Source organism: Sodalis sp. RH16, assembly GCF_047324245.1.
GTDB classification, from domain to species: domain Bacteria; phylum Pseudomonadota; class Gammaproteobacteria; order Enterobacterales; family Enterobacteriaceae; genus Acerihabitans; species Acerihabitans ligni.
Map to the genome: position 1 here is coordinate 2,741,243 of NZ_CP178737.1, position 18,711 is coordinate 2,759,953.

Genomic DNA, 18,711 nt, shown 5'->3' on the forward strand with positions numbered 1-18,711 from the left:
CACGAGGTCATTCAGGATGAAAACGGTACTGCCCACGGATGGGTATTCATCGGCAAGCGAATTTATGTCGGCCCTGCAGGGCACCCAGGGCGATGCCTTTTGGCTGCTCAAATCGCAGGGCCATTGGCACGGCGGCCTCCATCTTTTCGACAGCTTCGTCCCCGGGGCAATTTACCGTCCCGACGGCCCGGCCGGTCACGGCCTGAAAAGCATGACCGACGGCCATATCGTGGCCTACCGGCTCAACGACGATTACCGCGCCGCCGTCCACAACAAACGCGCCCTGAAATTCAGCACGACGTTTATTCTGGTGAAATCCACCTGCGTGCCCGATAAGGCCAGACCGGCGCACGGGCTGGATTTTTATACCCTGTGGATGCAGTTGGCGCCGCTGTCGGTGTACGGCGCGAGCGACACCGTCATCGGCGAGGTGGCCGCCACGGCGCTTAAGGTCCGCCGGGACAATCCCGCGCCGGGCTGGGTGCGGCAGGGACTGCCCGGCGGCGACGGGGCGCAGGCGCGGACCTGTTACGATGTGCAAAACCGTTACCCGGCCCCGCGGGATACCTACACGCAGTTGCCTCGGCTCAGCACGGTGGAAATCCTGGAGGAGGCGACCTTTCTGCTGGACCGCCGGGCCGTGCCGTTTGTGTACGTGCGGGTCATGTCCGTGCCCGAGGGGGTATCCGCCGGGCTGGCGGTGGGAGAGAGCGGCTGGATATCGGGGCAGGAGAAGTATCTTAAACGCCGGGGCGGCGCCGGCGCGCTTCCCCGCTGGATGAAAGCGGCCCGTCAAAAAGGCGTATTCAACGAGGTGGTCGCCCTGGCCGGCGACAACGTGCTGCCGGTCAGCGCCGGCGAGATTATCGGCCACCTCGGCTATCTGGAATCGCCCCACAGCGCCCCGCATCATTTCTGCCATCTTGAGATGTTCAGCCAGGACAGCCGGCTGCCGGATTTTGTGGCCAACCGGGCCGGGGTTACCGCCGGGGAGCCCTTTATTCATTCCCCCCGTGGCAAGCCGCGCTATTTCCACCGGGAGCGGGATAATACCTTTGAGGCATTAGCCATCGGCGACGACCCGGTACTCACCGGCGAAGACCGCTTCACTCCACGAAGCAAAACCCGCTGGCAGAAGTCCGGGGATAGCGCGTGGTATGAGATACCGGCGGAGCAGTCCTGGCTGGCCGAGAGCGACGTGACCGTAGTCAATCAGTTTGACCTGGCAAAGCGCGGATTTATCCTGCTGGAGCAGGATGAACCGCCGCGGACCGTGCGACAAACGCCCCGAGAGGGCTGGCTGCGGCAGGGATTTCAGCGGCTCGCCGAGCTGGCGCAACAGAACACCCGCGATATGTATTCGTTAACCTACATCGAGGGCTACCAGCGGCTGCTCAAGGAGATGGAGTTCGAAAGCGATGGGGAAAAATTCAGTAAAAGACTGTGGCAGTTTCTGCACAACCGGCAATCACATATTCTCAAGCAAGTTCAGCGTCTTATTGTCAAGCACCACAGCGAATGGCTGCATGACGGAATGTCGGCGCTGTGGCGGGCGGCGCTGGACGAGCAGGGCAAATATCAGCCGGCCCTGGCGCTTTACAACCGGCAGTTTATAGATGCGCTAGTATGGATGAAGGACGTGCCGGAGATACGCAGCAGCGAGGCGCTGTGGCATTTGCATCCGGTGACGTTTTTGGAGGCGATTGCTCAGAACACACAGGAAATAATATACTGGGAATTAGGTAAAACGTCTGAGCGTTATGAATCTGCGGGGAGAGGGCCAGGGGTAATATCCACCGGTAGGGGCGATTATGGTGGCGTGTCCTATGGGCGCTATCAATTTTCTTCAAAATTAAAAGTTGTTCATAAATTTATCTCTTGTTCAAAGTTCAATAAAGAATTTGACCGCCTTGAACCAGCAACCGCTGAATTTAATAATAAATGGAAACTCATTTCAGAAACTTATAGAGACGAATTTTCTAAAGAGCAACATGATTATATAAAAAATACTCATTATGATGTACAAATGAATTTTTTAAAAAGAAATGGAATTATTATTACAAATAGCAATGCTGCTATACATGATCTTGTTTGGTCGACATCGGTTCAAATAGGGCCTGCAACTACTCTTATAATTCGGGCTTTAGCCGGGAGAGTCTTCCAAAATTTGTCTGAAAAAGATGTGATAACATTGGTTCAGGACTATAAGCACGACCATGTTGAAGAAATATTTAAATCGTCACCGAAATTATGGAATGATTTGCGTTCAAGAGCTAAAAATGAAAAAAGAGATTTATTGAAACTTCTAGCGGAGAACAGGGAAATCGCCCTATGAAAAAAATAACAATTTATTACTTATTTATTTTATGTCCTTTGCTTTCAATTGCTAGTGAGAAAATGAGCCATGATTCTATTAAATCTTCACATCCTGATATGGTTGCTTCGATACAAATTGAGACCGAAAAAATGGAAAATAAAATTAAACATGAAATAAACAGGAAAGGGAATGCCTATAATATAAATTATGATTATTATAAATATCAAAGACAAGCAATTTTTGAAAAATGTGTAATTTACTCTTCGTTAGGAGGACAAGTCGCGGAGATATTGGAAAATCAGTGCGAGCTTGATGAGGTGACTGAATTTTATAAATTTATTAAAACTTACATGGCTTCAGCAGATAACAATTGATATTTTATCAATTGCTCTCAGCATTTTTTGGCTGAGATGTATAATAGCTACTTTCATGATTTTACAGCAGGGGATTAAGTATGCACGCTCATTGCCCACGGTTTATTGTCTTTCCCCTGAACCCACAGTCGGCCGATTCCTCGTGGCTTCTCTTGTGTAACAGGCATACTTACTAAAAATGCACTATATAATAATCCAACTCAATTTTTCACTGTGAATATATCCCCCGACTCACCTTAGCGATCAGAGCGAGCACAGTCATACCCTTTATCCGCTTTGCCGTTGCCACGGCATAGGGCTATTATCCCTATAATCTACCCTAACAGGACAAGAGTCATGACTGCTATTGCCATTCCCTCAGTAATGCAAGCGATTGATATCAAACAGCCCGGCGGACCGGAGCAATTAGTGGCTATTGAAATGCCGGTTCCCCGGCCGGATGCGGGTTATTTGCTGGTGAGAGTGGCGGCGGCGGGGGTCAACCGTCCCGATGTGATGCAACGGGCGGGATCATATCCGCCCCCTCCCGGCGCCTCCCTGATCCCCGGACTGGAAATCGCCGGTGAAGTGGTGGCCGTGGGCCCGGATGTCAGCCGTTTTGCGGTGGGAGATAAGGTCTGCGCCCTGATTGCCGGCGGCGGTTACGCCGAATATTGCGTCGTCCATGAAACCAACGCGCTCCCTATCCCACGCGGCTTCTCTTTATTGCAGGCGGCGGCGCTGCCGGAGACATTTTTTACCGTCTGGGCCAACCTGTTCCAGCGCGGGAAACTCCAGGCCGGCGAAATCCTGCTGGTGCATGGCGGCACCTCCGGTATCGGTACGGTTTCCATCATGCTGGCAAAAGCGTTCGGCGCCACGGTCCTGACCACCGTGGGGTCGGAGGAAAAATGCGCGGCGGCCATTAAGCTTGGCGCCGACAGCGCCATTAATTACCGCACCCATGATTTTGTCGCCGAAACGAAACGGCTGACCGGCGGGCACGGCGCGGATGTGATTGTGGATTTGGTCGCCGGCGATTATGTGGCGAGAAACTATGCCGCCGCGGCGGTGGAAGGCCGCATTTTGCAAATCGGTATACAGCACGGTCCGGCCAGGGAACTCAATTTGATGCCGTTGTTATCCAAACGTTTGACCCACACCGGCACCACGTTACGTCCAAGGTCAATTGAGGAAAAAGCGGCCATTGCCGCTGATTTGCAGGAGAAAGTCTGGCCGTTGCTGGCGGATGGCCGTTTGCAGCCGCTAATCGATAGCACTTTTCCTTTATACCGGGCCTGCGATGCCCATACCACGATGGAGGCCAGCACGCATATCGGCAAGATAATGCTGGTGACGCCGGGTTACGTCGACCTGTTGGTCTGAAAGGAAATAGCCGGATTTTAGGCAGACGTGCCCGCATCGGGCACGTTGTCTGTCTTGTCAATCTGCAATCCTAGCGGCTAAAGCCAATATTGTCGTCAATCACCGCTGTGGGGCCGATGGGCACGCGTCCAGGCTGGGTGAGGGGCAGCTTGCGAAAGATAATCTTCTCTTTCCAAACTTTGCGCAAAAAATCCTCAAACACCCGGATGGTGAGTTGTTCCCCCGGACACCGGCGATAGCTGAACCCAAATGGGGCGAAGCCGGCAAAATCACATACCGGACTGGGCTGTCCGTCCGCCACGCCGAATACCGTGCCGAAACCGCTGTTGGTAATGCTCACCTTGCGCCCGTCTTTAACCTCGAATGAGGTCATGTCGAACGGACAGCGCGCCAGTCCTACCTGCCGGCATTTTTCCTCGTCGATGTCGGCACTGGTGGGAACCTCGCGGTAACGATCGGGATCGAACGTATCCGGCTCTTTCCAAAGCTCTCGGCTGAAGCTTGTGGCGGTATGCGGCGTAATCAGATAGCTGTGGCGTTCAAAGGAAAGGCCAAGGCTGCGATGGGGAGATTCGCCATAAGCGGAATCGCGGGCATCGTGGATGGCTGAAATACTGCCGCTGTTGGGAGAGATGGTGCGGAACAACTCCATGACGAACAATTCCAGCGGAGTATAAGGCGCGCCGTTGGCATGGTCGAAGTCCCCGCTCATGGTTTTTTGGAAACTGCTCCGAACCGCCTTGTCGCCGTCATTTTCACTTAAGCGCGACATTATGCCGTACAGGGAATTTCCCCATTGGCTCAGGGCGACAAAGTTGTGGAAACACTCGAAAATGATATCCTTTTTACTGAAATGCGTACCGTCGCCGGCATTTTTCAGCCAATACCATGCCAGGGTTTTTTCGGGATTGGCGATGCGGCCATTGGCAATATCCTCCACCCGTTCATCGATCCAGGTCCTCAGGAAATCCAGCCGTTTACGTACCGCCATGTAGTTTTCATAAACGATGGGTTGCAGCGGATTGCGATAGGCCAGCACCGTATTGAATGCTTCACCGATTTCACGCACCTCGGCGGGAATGGCATTTCCTTTTACGCCCACATGCAAATCCCAATAGAGATCGAAGTAGTAGTCCAGGTAATGGCGCATAAAAGGGATGTCGGCAAATTTCGGATCCATCAGCTCATCAAAGAAAGCGCTCACCTTCTCGCTATACATGGGTTTGTAAAGGTCCGTTGTCATCGCGGAAAAGTAAATTCGTTTACGCAGATTATTTTCACCACGGTTCTCCAATCCCTGTAAAAATACCGTACTGCCTTCTTCCGGCGTCGGTTGCCACTCTGAATAAATGAGGCCCCAAAGATCTTGGGGCAAGGCATTTTCTTTGCTCAGTATAAGATCTATTAATGGCAGCTTCGGTCTTTCCCCTTCGTAAAAGCTGCTGAGGAAATACGGGACTACAACATTCTCCACATAGGCCCGATCGAAATTGACCGGGATCGTTGCGCGAAAACGCGCTAGCGCCGTGGCAATTTCATCCGGCAACGCCGTAATCCCCCCGGAAGGGGGACTTTCGGCGGCGACCGCTCGGGCTGCCGATGTTCCCGCGGTGAGACCTAATGCAGCGGCACCTGTTAAAAATGTACGTCTCTTCATATTGGCGCTCCTCATAAAACAAAAAAAATTCTGTTTGATTCAGTACCAGGTGGTAGGAAGTGTTATAAAAAAGAGTTTCCCATGGGTTAAGCGAATTAAAATAACTCATTAGCCGCATTGGATGATTTATTCAAAGCGGTCTTATTAATATTTGGATATATAGGTGGTCATTATGCAAAAGCGCCGGCCGTAACCGGTATCAATTGACTTTATACATTACCTTTTATTAAATCAATGGCAAGGAGGGTAAAGGGTAGAATGATTTTCTGTGCTGTATATCAGTTCTCTCTATATTGATATTAATGTCACGACAAAAAAAGGCTTGATTCATAAATTATTTGCAGTTCATTAGCATTAAATATCAAATAGACTTATATTCTTTTTTCAAAGGCATTTTATTTCTCATAAATCTGCTTTACGCTTTGGATTCCCCCGTTATAGCGCAACGGAAATAAACAGCGCATTTGCGACCCGGCTCGCTAAGATATTGGCATTAAAACATCAGCACACCTTATACCGTAAGCGCCGGCTTTACTTATCGTTCCCCGCATATCATTATTGCTATCGGATAATGTTCTCGACAATTAATGAGTGATTATGCACTGGAAATGTAAAGCGTGGGCATTGCTGGCCGGGTTCTATGCCGTTACCGGTTTTGCGTCGCAGGAAGAACAGATCAAAACCGACTGCGGCAAGATAGACGGCTATGGGCAGGCGGGAACGGCGGCCTACCGGCAGGGAGATATGGCCCGCGCCGTTGAAGAGTTTACCGCCCAGGCTGCCTGGGGGGAATTTTGCCGCCTGCCGGCGCCGGCGCTTGCCACCGCTTATAATAATACCGCGCTGGCCTTGTTTCGATCCGGTGAACCCTTGAAAGCCAACGCCTGGCTTTCACTGGCGCCGGACGATCCTAAAAGCCGGGTGAATCTGGCGCTGCTTCAACCGATATTGGCGCGGCTTGCTCCCGCGCTGGCGGCCACGCCGATGGGGAATTACTGGCGTTATGCCGGTCAGGGCGTGTGGAGCGTGCTGTCGGTCATGCCCGCGGACGGCAATGCCTGGAAAATCACCTTTAACGGATATTACATGCCCGGCATGGGGATGTATTATGGTCCGAACATGGGTTCTTTTTCGGTGGTAGAGCCCATTAGCGATGGCAAGGCTACCTATAGCCAGGATGCCGCTGACAGCGGTTCGGCCTGCCAGGTGAATATGACCTTTTCCCCAGGCGACGTGCAGCTTGATACGGTCTCTGGGGATTGCGGCTTCGGTATGAACGTCCGCGCCGACGGCAGGTTTTTGCGGGTTTCGCTCTATTGATAGCGCGGCGTTGGCGCGGCATAACAATTGTGTTACTTTTCTAATTATAAAAAAAACGATCTTCCTCTTTATCCCTCCTGTTTTTTCACAGCCCGCCCGGCCCGCGGCGGTTAAGTCATGGAGTGTGTTATGCCTATTGCCCTATTGGCCCTGGCCCTGAGCGCCTTTGCCATTGGAACCACCGAATTCGTTATCATGGGGTTACTGCCGCAGGTGGCGGCGGATCTCAAGGTGTCGCTGCCGGATGCCGGCTGGCTGATTAGCGGCTACGCCCTCGGGGTGGCCGTGGGCGCGCCGATCATGGCGGTGCTTACCGCCCGCTTGCCGCGCAAAAGCTGTCTGGCGTTGTTGATGGTGATCTTTGTGGTGGGTAATGCCTTGTGCGCCTGGGCCTATGGTTATGGCTTGCTGATGTTTGCACGGGTAGTGACGGCGCTGTGTCACGGCGCGTTTTTTGGTATCGGGTCGGTGGTGGCCGCCGGGCTGGTGGCGCCGAATCGCCGGGCTTCGGCGGTGGCGCTGATGTTTACCGGCTTAACGCTGGCCAATGTGCTCGGGGTGCCCATCGGCACCTGGCTGGGGCAGCTTTACGGCTGGCGGGCCACCTTCTGGTGCGTGTCGGCGCTCGGCGTGGCGGCCTTTATCGCGTTGCTGGCAAGCCTGCCGTCACAGCGAAATGCGGAGTCCCCGGATCTGGCCAGGGAGTTCGCCGCCCTGCGCAACGGCAGCCTGCTGCTGTCGCTGCTGATGACGGTCTGTTTTGCCGCGGCGATGTTCACCTTATTCAGTTATATTGCGCCGCTGCTGCTGCAGGTTACCGGCGTGGGCAATCGCGGCGTCAGCTGGACGCTGTTTTTGATCGGCGCAGGCCTGACTCTGGGGAATTTTATCGGCGGCCGACTGGCCGACTGGCGGCTTTCCGCCAGCCTGCTGCTGAGCTTTTCGTTTATTGCGGTCTTTTCGCTGCTGTTCAGTTGGACCAGTCATCAGCTTCTGCCGGCGGAAATTACCCTGTTTTTATGGGCGTTGGCCACCTTCAGCACCGTGCCGGCATTGCAAATCAACGTTGTGACCCACGGCGATGATGCGCCCAATCTGGTGTCGACCCTGAATATCTCGGCGTTTAATATCGGTAATGCGCTGGGAGCCTGGGCCGGCGGCAAGGTTATTGCCATTGGTTTTGGTCTGACCCGGGTGCCCATGGCCGCCTGTGCGTTGGCGCTGATAGGGCTGGCGGTCTGCCTGGTCACTTTCCGTCGTCCGCCGCGCCGCCCGGCGGTGGCATAATATTTCGCGCCGGCTTATTAATTACTGCCGGTGGCCTGCGTCAGCCTGGCCGGAATGCTATCGGCAAGCGCCTGCAAATGGTGGATGAACTGCGTCGCCAGCGAGGAGGCCGGCCGATGCAGCGGCCTGACCAAGCTCACGGTGAAAGGCACGCCGATGCTGAAGGGCTTGATCACTACCCCGCTGGCGGCGTAGTCCAGGGCGGTGAGGGGATTGACAATGGAGATGCCCACACCGGCACGCACCATGGCGCATACCGATGCGGCGCTGTGCGTTTCCAGCACCAGTCGGCGGGTTATCTCCCGCTGTTCGAACAGCCGGTCCAGCAGTTGGCGATAGCCGTCGGTGACGGAGAGGCTGATAAAGGGCAGGTGGTGAAAATCTTCCGGCGTCAGGACGTCTTTTACGCTCAGGGGATGTCCCGCCGGCAGTACGCAAACCTCGTTCAGTGTCATCAGGGTTTGCCGTTCGGTACCGGCGGGAGTGAAGGTGTTTTCCGTCAGACCGAGGTCATGGCGCTGGGCGGAAAGCCATTCATCCAGCAACGGCGACTCCTGCGGGACGACGCTCAGGCTCGCCTCCGGGTAGCGCTGGAAAAAGGTCCGGCACGCTTCAGGCAGCAGGGACTGGGAAAATACCGGCAGGCAGGCCACCGAAAGCTGGGTTTGCCGGTATTGCCGGATAGCCTGGGCCGCCCCGAGAATCCGATCCAGCCCATAGTAGGAACGCTGCACCTCTTCAAACAGTCGCAACCCTTCGCCGGTGGGTTTCAGCCGGCCCTTGGTCCGCTCAAACAGGGTTAACTGCAGCAAATGCTCAAAGCGCGCCAGCTCACGGCTTACGGTGGGCTGCGAGGTGTGCAGCAGCGCCGCGGCGGCGGTGAGGTTACCGGTGGTCATTACCGCATGAAAAATATCGATATGGCGCAAGGTGATGGCGGCCATGCAGTCGCTCCGAAAGTGCAAAGCCATATCATAAATGAATAGCTTTGCCTTATATAGATATTTTATCACCCGGGCGAGGATCACGGATAATAGCCGGCGGTGGAACGTCCCGGTAATCAGGTCAAGAACGAGGAAACCATGCCCCATAGCCTTTATGAAAACGCCGGCGCCTTGAACGCGAATAATCTCCGTTCCCTGGCGCAACGCTTCGGCGGCCCGGTTTGGGTATATGAAGCGGAAATTATCATCCAGCGCATTCGTCAGCTGCGACAATTCGATGTTATCCGTTTCGCGCAAAAAGCCTGTTCCAATACGCATATATTGCGTCTGATGCGGGAGCACGGGGTGAAAGTGGATTCGGTTTCCCTGGGGGAGATCGAACGCGCCTTGCTGGCGGGCTTCACACCGGGACAGTCGCCGAGCGAGATCGTGTTTACCGCGGATGTGTTCGACGAGCCGACCTTGCAGCGGGTGGCGGAACTGGGGATACCTGTGAACGCCGGCTCGGTGGATATGCTGACGCAGCTGGGCGCGCGCTCACCGGGGCACGGGGTCTGGCTGCGGATAAATCCGGGTTTCGGCCATGGCCACAGCCAGAAAACCAATACCGGCGGCGAAAACAGTAAACACGGCATTTGGCATGGGGATTTGCCGCGGGCTTTCGCCGAGATCCGGCGCTATGGACTGAAGCTGATTGGTTTTCATATGCATATCGGCTCCGGGGTGGATTACGATCATTTGCAGCAGGTGTGCGAGGCCATGGTGGAAGCCGTTATCGCCTCCGGTCAGGATTTGCACGCCATTTCCGCCGGCGGCGGTTTATCCGTACCCTACCAGTTCGGCGAGGAGGCCATCAATACCGAGCACTATTTTGGCCTGTGGGATGCCGCGCGCCGGAAAATAAGCCGCCATCTGGGACATCCGGTGACGCTGGAAATTGAACCGGGCCGTTTTTTGGTGGCGGAAGCCGGCGTGCTGGTGGCTCAGGTTCGGGCTGTGAAAGAGATGGGCAGCCGCCATTTCGTGCTGGTGGACGCCGGATTCAACGATCTGATGCGCCCGGCCATGTACGGCAGCTATCACCATATTTCGCTGATCCCCGCCGACGGCCGTCCGCCCGTGGAGCAGGGCGACCGTGCCACGGTGGTGGCCGGTCCGTTATGCGAATCCGGCGACGTCTTCACGCAGCTGGCCGGCGGCGGCGTGGAACCGCGCATGCTGCCCGAGGCGCGGGTGGGGGATTATCTGGTGTTCCATGACACCGGCGCTTATGGCGCGTCCATGTCGTCAAACTACAACAGCCGGCCGTTATTGCCGGAGGTGTTATATGAACAAGGACACCCGCGCCTTATTCGTCGGCGCCAAACGCTGGACGAACTGCTGGCGCTGGAACAGGTGCCGGAAGATCTCCCTCCGGCCTAATCGTTAGCCCGCGCCGGAGCGAGTAACGGAAGCGCCCTGCGGCGTAACCGCTGCTACCCGGCGGGCGGGGATAGCGCCAGGCGGATGGCGCCGTCCGCCAGGCTTGCGACGCTGATTTGCCGCCAGCTTTGGATAATGCCTTCGACAGCGCCATAACAGGCCTGCTCGCCTCCCACCTGCACCGCCCGGCAACCGGCGGCCAGCGCGCTGGCTATACCGGCGGGTGCGTCTTCGAATACTAGGCAATCCCCGGGATCGATGCCCAGCCGCCGCGCCGCCAGGAGGTAAGGCTCCGCGTCGGGCTTGCCCAGCACCACATCCTGAGAACCTATCAGTATCGCGGGAACGCGCAATCCGCAGGCGGCCAGTTTATGCAACGCCACCCGCCGGCTGGCGGAAGTCACCACCGCCCAGGGCAGGGGGCCGATATCCCGCAAAAAGCCGGCCGCTCCCGGTAGCGCCGAGACGCCGGCGAAATGGCTGATTTCCAGCTCGTCCAGCAGCGCGATGTGCCGCTCCAAGTCCAGATGGGGCGCCACCTGCCGGATGATATCCCGCGAGCGTACCCCGTGACAGATAGCGAGCACCCGCTCCGGCGGAATACCGTTGTCCCTGCACCACTGGGTCCAGATAAGTTCCACATTGTGGGTGGATTCCACCAGCGTGCCGTCCATGTCCAACAATACCGCTTTTGCCTCAATGGAGATCATAACGTTTCACCTTGTTGTGGGCTTCTTGCCGGTACCACTACAACAGGCGCACGGCGGCTTGTATAATCAAATAAAGTTCACCGGTGATAGAGGATTGGAATGGAGATTCGGCAACTGCGGGCCTTTGTCGCTCTGGCGGAGCGTTTGAATTATCGTGAAGCCGCCGCAAGATTATGTCTGACCCAGCCGACGCTAACCAAACAAATCAAGATGCTGGAGGCGGAAGCGGGTTTGCAGCTGTTTCGGCGCGATAATCAGGGGACCCGGCTGAGCCGCCAAGGGCAGTTGCTCTATGAGGACGCCAAACAGCTGGTGGAGCGGTTCAGCGCTTTCAAAACCCGCTGCAGACAGCTCGGCAGCGGCCGGGACGCATCGCTATCCATCGGATTTATCGGCTCCGCCACCAGCATCATGCCTGACATCATCACCCGTTTTAGCCAGCTTAATCCGGATATCGTTATTCAATTGCAAGACCTCTCCTCGCCCCGGCAACAGCAATTGATTTTGTCGGGACAGCTGCAGGCCGGTTTTATGCGCCTGCCGGTGGGAGCGCCGTTAACCTTCGAACGGACCGGGCATGATTGCCTGTGCCTGATCTTTCATAAAAATCTCAGCCCCGAACCGGAGGGGATCGGTCGTTTGCTTAACGTCACCACCCTATATGTGCTGGATGCTGAAAACTGTCCCGGTTCCGCGCGGCAAATCGATAGTTTCATCAGCGCCGGAGGCCTTAGCCGGCGGCGGCTGCAGGCGATTAAAGATGCCCGCACCATCATGACCCTGGTGGAATCGCAAATGGGTGTCGCGATACTGCCCCGCAGCGCCATGACGTCCCGTCATCCGGAAGTGCGATGCCAGCGCCTGTCCGGCGCCTATGCCGACTGGGATGTGGGGCTGGTTTGGAACGAAAATATTCCCGATCCCCACCGCGATGTGTTTATCCGTGAAGTGGTCAAGCTCACCGCCGCGGCGGGTAAGCCTTGATGCCGGTGGATATTGCTTTCCTGGCGGACTGTCCCTGGCATAAGGAACTGGTGACGGACTGGTTATGGCAGGCCTTCGGCGATGGCGCCGGCCGCGAATTTTACGCCGCGATAGTTGAAAATGGTCTGCGGCGGCAGGGCTTGCCCATTACCTTTATCGCCCTGGAGCAGGGACGGCCGGTGGGAACCGTGGGCCTGTGGCGCAGCGACCTTTTGAGCCGGCAGGATTTGACGCCCTGGCTGGCGGCGCTTTATATCGATGAGGCGCACCGGGGCAAGGGATTGGGCCGGCAGCTGCTGGAATTTGTCACGACGTTCAGCCGCCGGGCGGGTTTCCATCGCCTCTATCTTTACGCCGCCTTTACCGGCTATTACGAACGTTTCGGCTGGTTATACCTGGGGGAAGGGGTGGAATACCCCCGCAAGCGGGTTTATCTTTATAGCTATCAGGGAAGGAGATCATGATGCTTCCGACGGCGGCGGCGCGACAGAATGGCGTCTTACCAGCGTCGGACTGAAGGTATTGGTCACCTCCGGCAACGGATCGCCGTTGGCCAGCGCCAGCGCCAGCTGCGCCGCCTGGGTAGCCATCGCCACCACCGGATAGCGTATGGTGGTCAGGCGGGGGCGCAGGTAGCGCGATATCAGGACATCGTCAAAACCCACCAGCGAGATCTGTTCCGGCACATCGATACCATTGTCGCTTAACACCGCCAGCGCGCCGGCGGCCATGGAATCGTTATAGCAGGCGATGGCGGTAAAATGCCGGCCGCGCCCCAATAAATCGGTAATGGCTTGCTCGCCCCCCACTTCATCCGGCTCGCCGTAGGCAATGAGCTTCTCGTCGATGTCGATCTGATGATCCGTCAAAGCGTCCAGATAACCCTGCAGGCGATCCGTGCTGTCGGATATCGGATGGCTTGAACAGATAAAAGCGATGCGCCGGTGGCCCTGCTGAATCAAATGCCGGGTGGCCAGCCAGGCGCCATACCGGTCGTCCAGCGCCACGCAGCGGTGGACATAATCCGGCAATATGCGATTAATCAGCACCATCCCGGGAATATGCGCCATCAGCGCGCTGAGTTCCGCCTCTGGTATCATCTGGGCGTGCACCACCAGCGCAGCGCAGCGGTGCCGTATCAGCTGCTCGATGGCCTGACGCTCTTTGTCGATGATATGATAGCCGTTGCCGATCAATAAAAAATTGCCGGTGCGGTACGCAACCTGTTCCACCGCCTTGACCATCGCGCCAAAAAAAGGATCGGAGACATCCGCCACAATCAACCCCAGGGTTTCCGTCGACTGTTGCGCCAGTGCGCGGGCATTGGCATTCGGATGGTATTGTAGCTCTTCCATGGCGCCGAGCACCGCCTGACGCGAACTATCACTGGCTTTTGGCGAATTATTGATAACCCGCGAAACGGTGGCGACGGATACGCCCGCCAGTTTCGCTACGTCCTTAATGGTGGCCATATCGCTTACAGGCTCTCAAAGAAAAAATCGTTTACCCGTTAAGTTTTACGGAAAAGGCCCGACGATGCAAGGCGTTAGCGCACAGGTTGAGCAAACAGTTCACAAATAGGATTATCGGCAACGCCGGAATGCCGTTGTTCCCGGTTTCCTCTCCCTCTTCATCACGCCAAGGCCCGCGCCAAACCGGCGCCGCGGCTTTAAACCGGCTGTGGATATAATCCTGGGGTAAATTTTACAGTTGGTTTCATTTCGAGCAGCAATCTTTCGATTGAGCGGTAGTTTATTCATATCACCCCCATTAGAGTAGGTATTCCCAGAGGTATTGATTGGTGAGAAATCAGCATACCTTGTATGCTGAGACCATTTCAGTTGCACCAACCTACGCGGATGCGTAGGTTTTTTTTTGTCTGTCGTTTACCTCCGGATTTTCCTCGGACCTATCGAGTTTGCGGTATTGATCGCGTCTTTCACCGGCTTTTCCTGAAGTCGGTTGCGCAGGTTCCCTGTTTTAAGGCAAGTTATTCAAAGGCGAATCTTTTTCAGCTCATGCCGAATTCCTGCTTTCCAAGGAGATCCAACCGATGCCTGCCGTGAATCAATATGATCAGCCCCTGGGTGACGCCCTGCCTGACTGGCAACCCAGGGAACGCCCTGAAAAACGGATACTGACCGGCCGCTTTTGTCGTCTGGAGCCGTTGTCCCTCAAGCATAGCGCCGCGCTGTTCAATGCCTGGCACAGCATCAACGATGAGCGGGACTGGACCTATTTTTCCATCGCGCGCCCGGCCACACAGTCGGCGTGCGATACCCTGATAGCCGGCAATGCGGCTTCCGGCGACCCGATGCATTACGCGGTGATTGATTTGACCACCGGCCTGGCGGTGGGTACGGTGGCGCTGATGCGCATCGACCCGGCCAACGGAGTGCTGGAGATTGGCTGGGTCAACTGGTCGCCGCTGATGAAACGCTCGGTATGCGGTACCGAAGCACTGTTCCTGCTGCTGAATTATACCTTCGATACCCTGGGCTACCGGCGTTGCGAATGGAAATGCCACAGCCTGAACCAGGCCTCCGCGCTGGCGGCCAAACGCCTGGGCTTCCAGTACGAAGGAACCTTTCGCCAGGCGGTGGTCAATAAAGGCCATAATCGCGATACCTGCTGGTATTCCATTATCGATAAAGAGTGGCCGGCCATCAGCCGGGCGCTGCAGGGTTGGCTGCGGGCGGATAATTTCACCGCCGTGGGGGGACAAAAGCGGCGGCTGGGAGATTTTATGGCCGCCAGGAGCGGGTCTTAGCCGTTGGCGTACGCGGGCAATCGGTTGTGTGCCATGTGTTCCCCGGCGCCGTTATCACTATGCCGTTGATTAAAAGGCCTCTTAACCTGCTAATATAAACTTTACCTGATTCTGCTTGCGGGAAGCCGGCTTAGGGCGCTCTTATGCCAGCCACACTATTCAATGACAAGGAGACGGCATGCTTTTTTCCCTGCTGCGACATTTTTTCCGGCTGCTTTACCGGGTGGAGATCATCGGCGATACGCAGGTGCTGGAACAGCCCGGGGTGATGATTACCCCTAACCATGTGTCCTTTCTCGACGGCATACTGCTGGCCGTTTTTTTGCCGGTAAAACCGGTATTCGCTATTTATGCCGATATCACCGACGCCTGGTTTATGCCCGTGATCAGGCGTTATGTGGATGTCCTGCCGCTGGATCCCACCAAGCCGCTAAGCATTAAAAAACTCATCAAATACGTCGGTCACGGCCGGCCGGTAGTGGTATTTCCGGAAGGACGGATTTCGGTTACCGGCTCACTGATGAAAATCTATGACGGCGCCGCTTTTGTCGCCTCACGCTCCGGCGCCACCGTGGTGCCCGTCTGGCTGGACGGGCCGGAGTTGACGCCCTTTAGCCGCATGGGCGGCATTATCAAGCGGCACTGGTTCCCCAAAATTACCATCCACGTTCGGGCTCCCACTAAGCTACCCATGCCGGAAGCCCCGCGGGCACGGGATCGACGCCGTATCGCCGGTGAAAATCTGCATCGGATCATGATGGAGGCGCGGATGGCGTCCCGCCCGCATCCCACTCTGTACCGGGCGCTGCTGGCGGCGGCATGGCGCTATGGCGCCGGCAAACCCTGTATTGAGGATATCGCCTTCAAAGCGGACAGCTATCGCGGGTTGTTGAAAAAAATCTTCGGCGTCAGCCGCATACTCGAACGTTTGAGCGCGCCGGGGGAGCCCCTGGGGTTATTGCTGCCCAATGCCGCCATTACCGCGGCGGTTATTCTCGGCGCCAGCCTGCGCGGACGCGTCCCGGCCATGCTTAACTACACCGCCGGCGCCAGCGGCCTGAACAATGCCGTGAAAGCCGCGCAATTGAAAACCATCGTCAGTTCGCGCCAGTTTCTGGACAAAGCGAAATTGACCGCCTTGCCGGGGCAGGTGACCGGCGTGCGCTGGGTCTATCTGGAAGATCTGAAAGACAGCCTGGACCTGCGGGATAAGCTTTGGATTCTCTTCCATTTATTGGCGCCTTATCATGCCGAAGCGCCGCAACAGGCTCATGGCGATGCGCTCATTCTGTTCACATCGGGCTCAGAGGGTACGCCCAAAGGCGTAGTGCATTCCCACGACAGCATCCTGGCGAATATAGAACAAATCCGCTCGGTGGCGGATTTTACCCCCCGGGACAAGTTTTTATCGGCGCTGCCGCTGTTTCATGCCTTCGGCCTGACGGTGGGATTGTTTACCCCTTTGCTGACCGGCGCCAGGGTGCTGCTTTACCCCAGTCCGTTACACTATCGGGTGATACCTGAACTGGTGTATGACCAGAATTGTACCGTACTGTTCGGTACGTCGACGTTTCTGGCCCAGTATGGCCGCCTGGCCCACCAGTATGATTTCGCCCGGGTGCGTTATATCGTCGCCGGGGCGGAAAAACTGGCGGAAAACACAAGGCAGCTGTGGCTGGATAAATTCGGCATCCGTATCCTGGAAGGCTATGGCGTGACGGAATGTGCGCCGGTTGTGTCCATCAATGTCCCATTGGCGGCAAAACCGCATACCGTCGGCCAAATCCTGCCGGGTATGACCGCGCGCATCATCCCCGTGCCGGGTATTGAACAGGGCGGGCAGCTGCAATTGCGCGGACCGAATATCATGAACGGCTATCTTCGGGTGGAGCATCCGGGGGTATTGGAGCCGCCGGCCGCTGAAAACGCGGACGGACGGCGGGAGGAGGGGTGGTATGACACCGGGGATATCGTCTTTATCGACAGCCAGGGGTTCTGCACCATCCAAGGCCGTGTCAAGCGCTTTGCCAAGCTGGCGGGAGAAATGGTTTCTCTGGAGAGCATCGAAGGGCTGGCGGCACGCGTTTCGCCGGATGCCCACCATGGCGCGGCGGCGAAAACCGATCGCGTGAAAGGAGAATCACTGGTGCTGTTTACCACCGATACGGCGTTAACCCGCGATATGCTGCTACAGCAGGCGCGTAAAGACGGCATGGCTGAGATTGCCGTACCGCGCGATATCCGCCCTGTCAAGGAAATACCTTTGCTGGGCAGCGGCAAGCCCGATTTTGCCGCGTTGAAAAAGATGGCGGAAACCCCGGAGACCCAGGCATGAGCCAATCGGCGGTATTATCCGATCGCCTGCTGTCACGGCCCATGATAGCGGTGATCAGCGCGCAGTTTTTTTCCGCATTCGGCGATAATGCCCTGCTGTTCGCCACCTTGGCGCTTATCAAGCAGCAGCACTATCCCGCCTGGAGCCAACCGGTATTGCAGATGCTGTTTGTCGCCGCCTATATCTTCCTGGCGCCCTTTGTCGGCAAATTTGCCGATAACTTCCCCAAGGGCCGGGTATTGATGGCGGCCAACGGCCTGAAGCTGGCCGGGGCGTTATTGATTTGCGCCGGTCTCAATCCTTTTTTCGGCTATTGCCTGGTGGGCGTCGGGGCGGCTGCCTACTCCCCCGCCAAGTACGGTATCCTGGGTGAACTCACCCAGGGCGGTCTGCTGGTAAAGGCCAATGGTTTAATCGAAGCGTCCACCATTGCCGCCATTCTTATCGGTTCGGTGGCCGGCGGGTTACTGGCGGACTGGCATGTGCTCGCGGCGCTGTCCGTCTGTGCCGTGACCTATGGCGTGGCGGTGGTGGCTAATCTCTTTATCCCGCGGCTGGTTCCGGCGCGCTCCGGCGGTTCCTGGCATCCCGTCCGGATGCTGGGCGCCTTCACCGCCGCCTGCCGCAGCCTTTGGCAGGATGGCGAAACGCGTTTTTCCATTATCGGCACCAGCCTGTTCTGGGGAGCCGGCGTGACGCTGCGTTTTCTGCTGGTGCTCTGGGTGCCGGTGGCGCTGGGCATCAACGATAACGCCACCCCAACCATGCTTAATGCCATGGTGGCGGTAGGCATCGTGTTCGGCGCCGCGGCGGCGGCGAAACTCATCAGCCTGGAAACGGTACGGCGCTGCATGCCGGCGGGTGTCATCATGGGAGGAGTGGTGGTGGCCCTGAGTTTGCAGCACCACCTGATGCCATCCTACCTGCTGCTGGCGTTCATCGGTATCCTGGGCGGCTTTTTTATCGTGCCGCTCAATGCCTTGCTGCAGCATCGCGGCAAACAGAGCGTGGGGGCGGGCAATGCCATCGCCGTACAGAATTTCGGCGAGAATACCGCCATGCTGCTGATGCTGGGGCTTTATTCGCTGGTGGTGAAACTGAATGTTCCTGCGGTGGTGGTCGGTATGGGTTTTGGCCTGCTGTTTTCGGCGGCGATAGCGACGCTGTGGTTTGCGACCCGAGCCGGTAAAAGCACCCGTACCGGCGGCTCCAAGTGATAAGAAAGC

15 protein-coding genes are annotated in these 18,711 nt (G+C 56.6%); 11 read left to right on the forward strand and 4 right to left on the reverse strand.

All coding sequences use genetic code 11. The annotated features are described in order from the left end of the window. The first annotated feature begins 16 nt into the window (after positions 1 to 16). The 3 genes from ACL2XJ_RS12640 (at position 17) to ACL2XJ_RS12650 (ending at position 4,056) form a co-directional block, all read left to right on the forward strand. Positions 17 to 2,335: a hypothetical protein gene (locus ACL2XJ_RS12640; RefSeq protein ID WP_413726664.1), complete on the forward strand. Its 2,319-nt coding sequence runs from the start codon at positions 17 to 19 to the stop codon at positions 2,333 to 2,335. Further along, positions 2,332 to 2,691, forward strand: coding sequence for a hypothetical protein (locus tag ACL2XJ_RS12645; RefSeq protein ID WP_413726665.1), 360 nt, complete (start codon positions 2,332 to 2,334; stop codon positions 2,689 to 2,691). Before ACL2XJ_RS12640 ends, ACL2XJ_RS12645 begins: the two co-directional genes overlap by 4 nt. Before the next feature lie 336 nt (positions 2,692 to 3,027). Further along, positions 3,028 to 4,056, forward strand: a complete 1,029-nt coding sequence (locus ACL2XJ_RS12650; RefSeq protein ID WP_132923282.1) for an NAD(P)H-quinone oxidoreductase — start codon at positions 3,028 to 3,030, stop codon at positions 4,054 to 4,056. Positions 4,057 to 4,126: 70 nt separating this feature from the next. Here the strand turns inward: ACL2XJ_RS12650 and ACL2XJ_RS12655 are convergent, their stop codons facing one another. Next, on the reverse strand, positions 4,127 to 5,713 hold the full coding sequence (locus ACL2XJ_RS12655; RefSeq protein WP_132923281.1) for a hypothetical protein: 1,587 nt from the start codon (positions 5,711 to 5,713) through the stop codon (positions 4,127 to 4,129). A 597-nt stretch (positions 5,714 to 6,310) separates the two neighbouring features. Here ACL2XJ_RS12655 and ACL2XJ_RS12660 point away from each other — a divergent pair. Then, positions 6,311 to 7,033: a tetratricopeptide repeat protein gene (locus ACL2XJ_RS12660; protein ID WP_413726666.1), complete on the forward strand. Its 723-nt coding sequence runs from the start codon at positions 6,311 to 6,313 to the stop codon at positions 7,031 to 7,033. Positions 7,034 to 7,162: 129 nt separating this feature from the next. Further along, positions 7,163 to 8,320 carry an MFS transporter gene (locus tag ACL2XJ_RS12665; protein WP_413726667.1) on the forward strand — a complete coding sequence of 386 codons (1,158 nt, stop codon included), beginning with the start codon at positions 7,163 to 7,165 and terminating at the stop codon, positions 8,318 to 8,320. Positions 8,321 to 8,337: 17 nt separating this feature from the next. Here ACL2XJ_RS12665 and ACL2XJ_RS12670 read toward each other — a convergent pair whose 3' ends face one another. Next, complete coding sequence (locus tag ACL2XJ_RS12670; RefSeq protein WP_413726668.1) at positions 8,338 to 9,264, reverse strand: LysR family transcriptional regulator; 927 nt, start codon at positions 9,262 to 9,264, stop codon at positions 8,338 to 8,340. Between the two features lie 138 nt (positions 9,265 to 9,402). On the opposite strand from ACL2XJ_RS12670, the gene lysA reads away from it, so the two are divergent. Continuing rightward, positions 9,403 to 10,686 carry a diaminopimelate decarboxylase gene (gene lysA / locus ACL2XJ_RS12675; RefSeq protein WP_413726888.1) on the forward strand — a complete coding sequence of 428 codons (1,284 nt, stop codon included), beginning with the start codon at positions 9,403 to 9,405 and terminating at the stop codon, positions 10,684 to 10,686. A gap of 53 nt (positions 10,687 to 10,739) precedes the next feature. Here lysA and ACL2XJ_RS12680 read toward each other — a convergent pair whose 3' ends face one another. Further along, the gene (locus ACL2XJ_RS12680) at positions 10,740 to 11,396 is read right to left on the reverse strand and encodes an HAD-IA family hydrolase (RefSeq protein WP_132923277.1); all 657 of its coding nucleotides are present in this window, start codon (positions 11,394 to 11,396) and stop codon (positions 10,740 to 10,742) included. A 99-nt stretch (positions 11,397 to 11,495) separates the two neighbouring features. Between ACL2XJ_RS12680 and ACL2XJ_RS12685 the strand changes: the two genes are divergently transcribed. Both ACL2XJ_RS12685 and ACL2XJ_RS12690 read left to right on the forward strand, forming a co-directional pair. After that, positions 11,496 to 12,380, forward strand: coding sequence for a LysR family transcriptional regulator (locus ACL2XJ_RS12685; RefSeq protein ID WP_413726669.1), 885 nt, complete (start codon positions 11,496 to 11,498; stop codon positions 12,378 to 12,380). Beyond that, positions 12,380 to 12,844, forward strand: coding sequence for a GNAT family N-acetyltransferase (locus ACL2XJ_RS12690; RefSeq protein ID WP_413726670.1), 465 nt, complete (start codon positions 12,380 to 12,382; stop codon positions 12,842 to 12,844). Before ACL2XJ_RS12685 ends, ACL2XJ_RS12690 begins: the two co-directional genes overlap by 1 nt. Here the strand turns inward: ACL2XJ_RS12690 and galR are convergent. Beyond that, complete coding sequence (gene galR, locus ACL2XJ_RS12695) at positions 12,839 to 13,852, reverse strand: HTH-type transcriptional regulator GalR (RefSeq protein WP_132923274.1); 1,014 nt, start codon at positions 13,850 to 13,852, stop codon at positions 12,839 to 12,841. The genes ACL2XJ_RS12690 and galR overlap by 6 nt on opposite strands. A 581-nt stretch (positions 13,853 to 14,433) precedes the next feature. Between galR and ACL2XJ_RS12700 the strand changes: the two genes are divergently transcribed. The 3 genes from ACL2XJ_RS12700 to lplT all read left to right on the forward strand — a co-directional run bounded on the left by ACL2XJ_RS12700 (position 14,434) and on the right by lplT (position 18,702). Further along, positions 14,434 to 15,150, forward strand: coding sequence for a GNAT family N-acetyltransferase (locus ACL2XJ_RS12700; protein WP_413726671.1), 717 nt, complete (start codon positions 14,434 to 14,436; stop codon positions 15,148 to 15,150). Positions 15,151 to 15,328: 178 nt separating this feature from the next. Further along, the gene (aas, locus tag ACL2XJ_RS12705; RefSeq protein ID WP_413726672.1) at positions 15,329 to 17,485 is read left to right on the forward strand and encodes a bifunctional acyl-ACP--phospholipid O-acyltransferase/long-chain-fatty-acid--ACP ligase; all 2,157 of its coding nucleotides are present in this window, start codon (positions 15,329 to 15,331) and stop codon (positions 17,483 to 17,485) included. Next, complete coding sequence (gene lplT, locus ACL2XJ_RS12710; protein WP_413726673.1) at positions 17,482 to 18,702, forward strand: lysophospholipid transporter LplT; 1,221 nt, start codon at positions 17,482 to 17,484, stop codon at positions 18,700 to 18,702. The genes aas and lplT overlap by 4 nt, the downstream gene beginning before the upstream one ends. Positions 18,703 to 18,711: the final 9 nt, after the last annotated feature.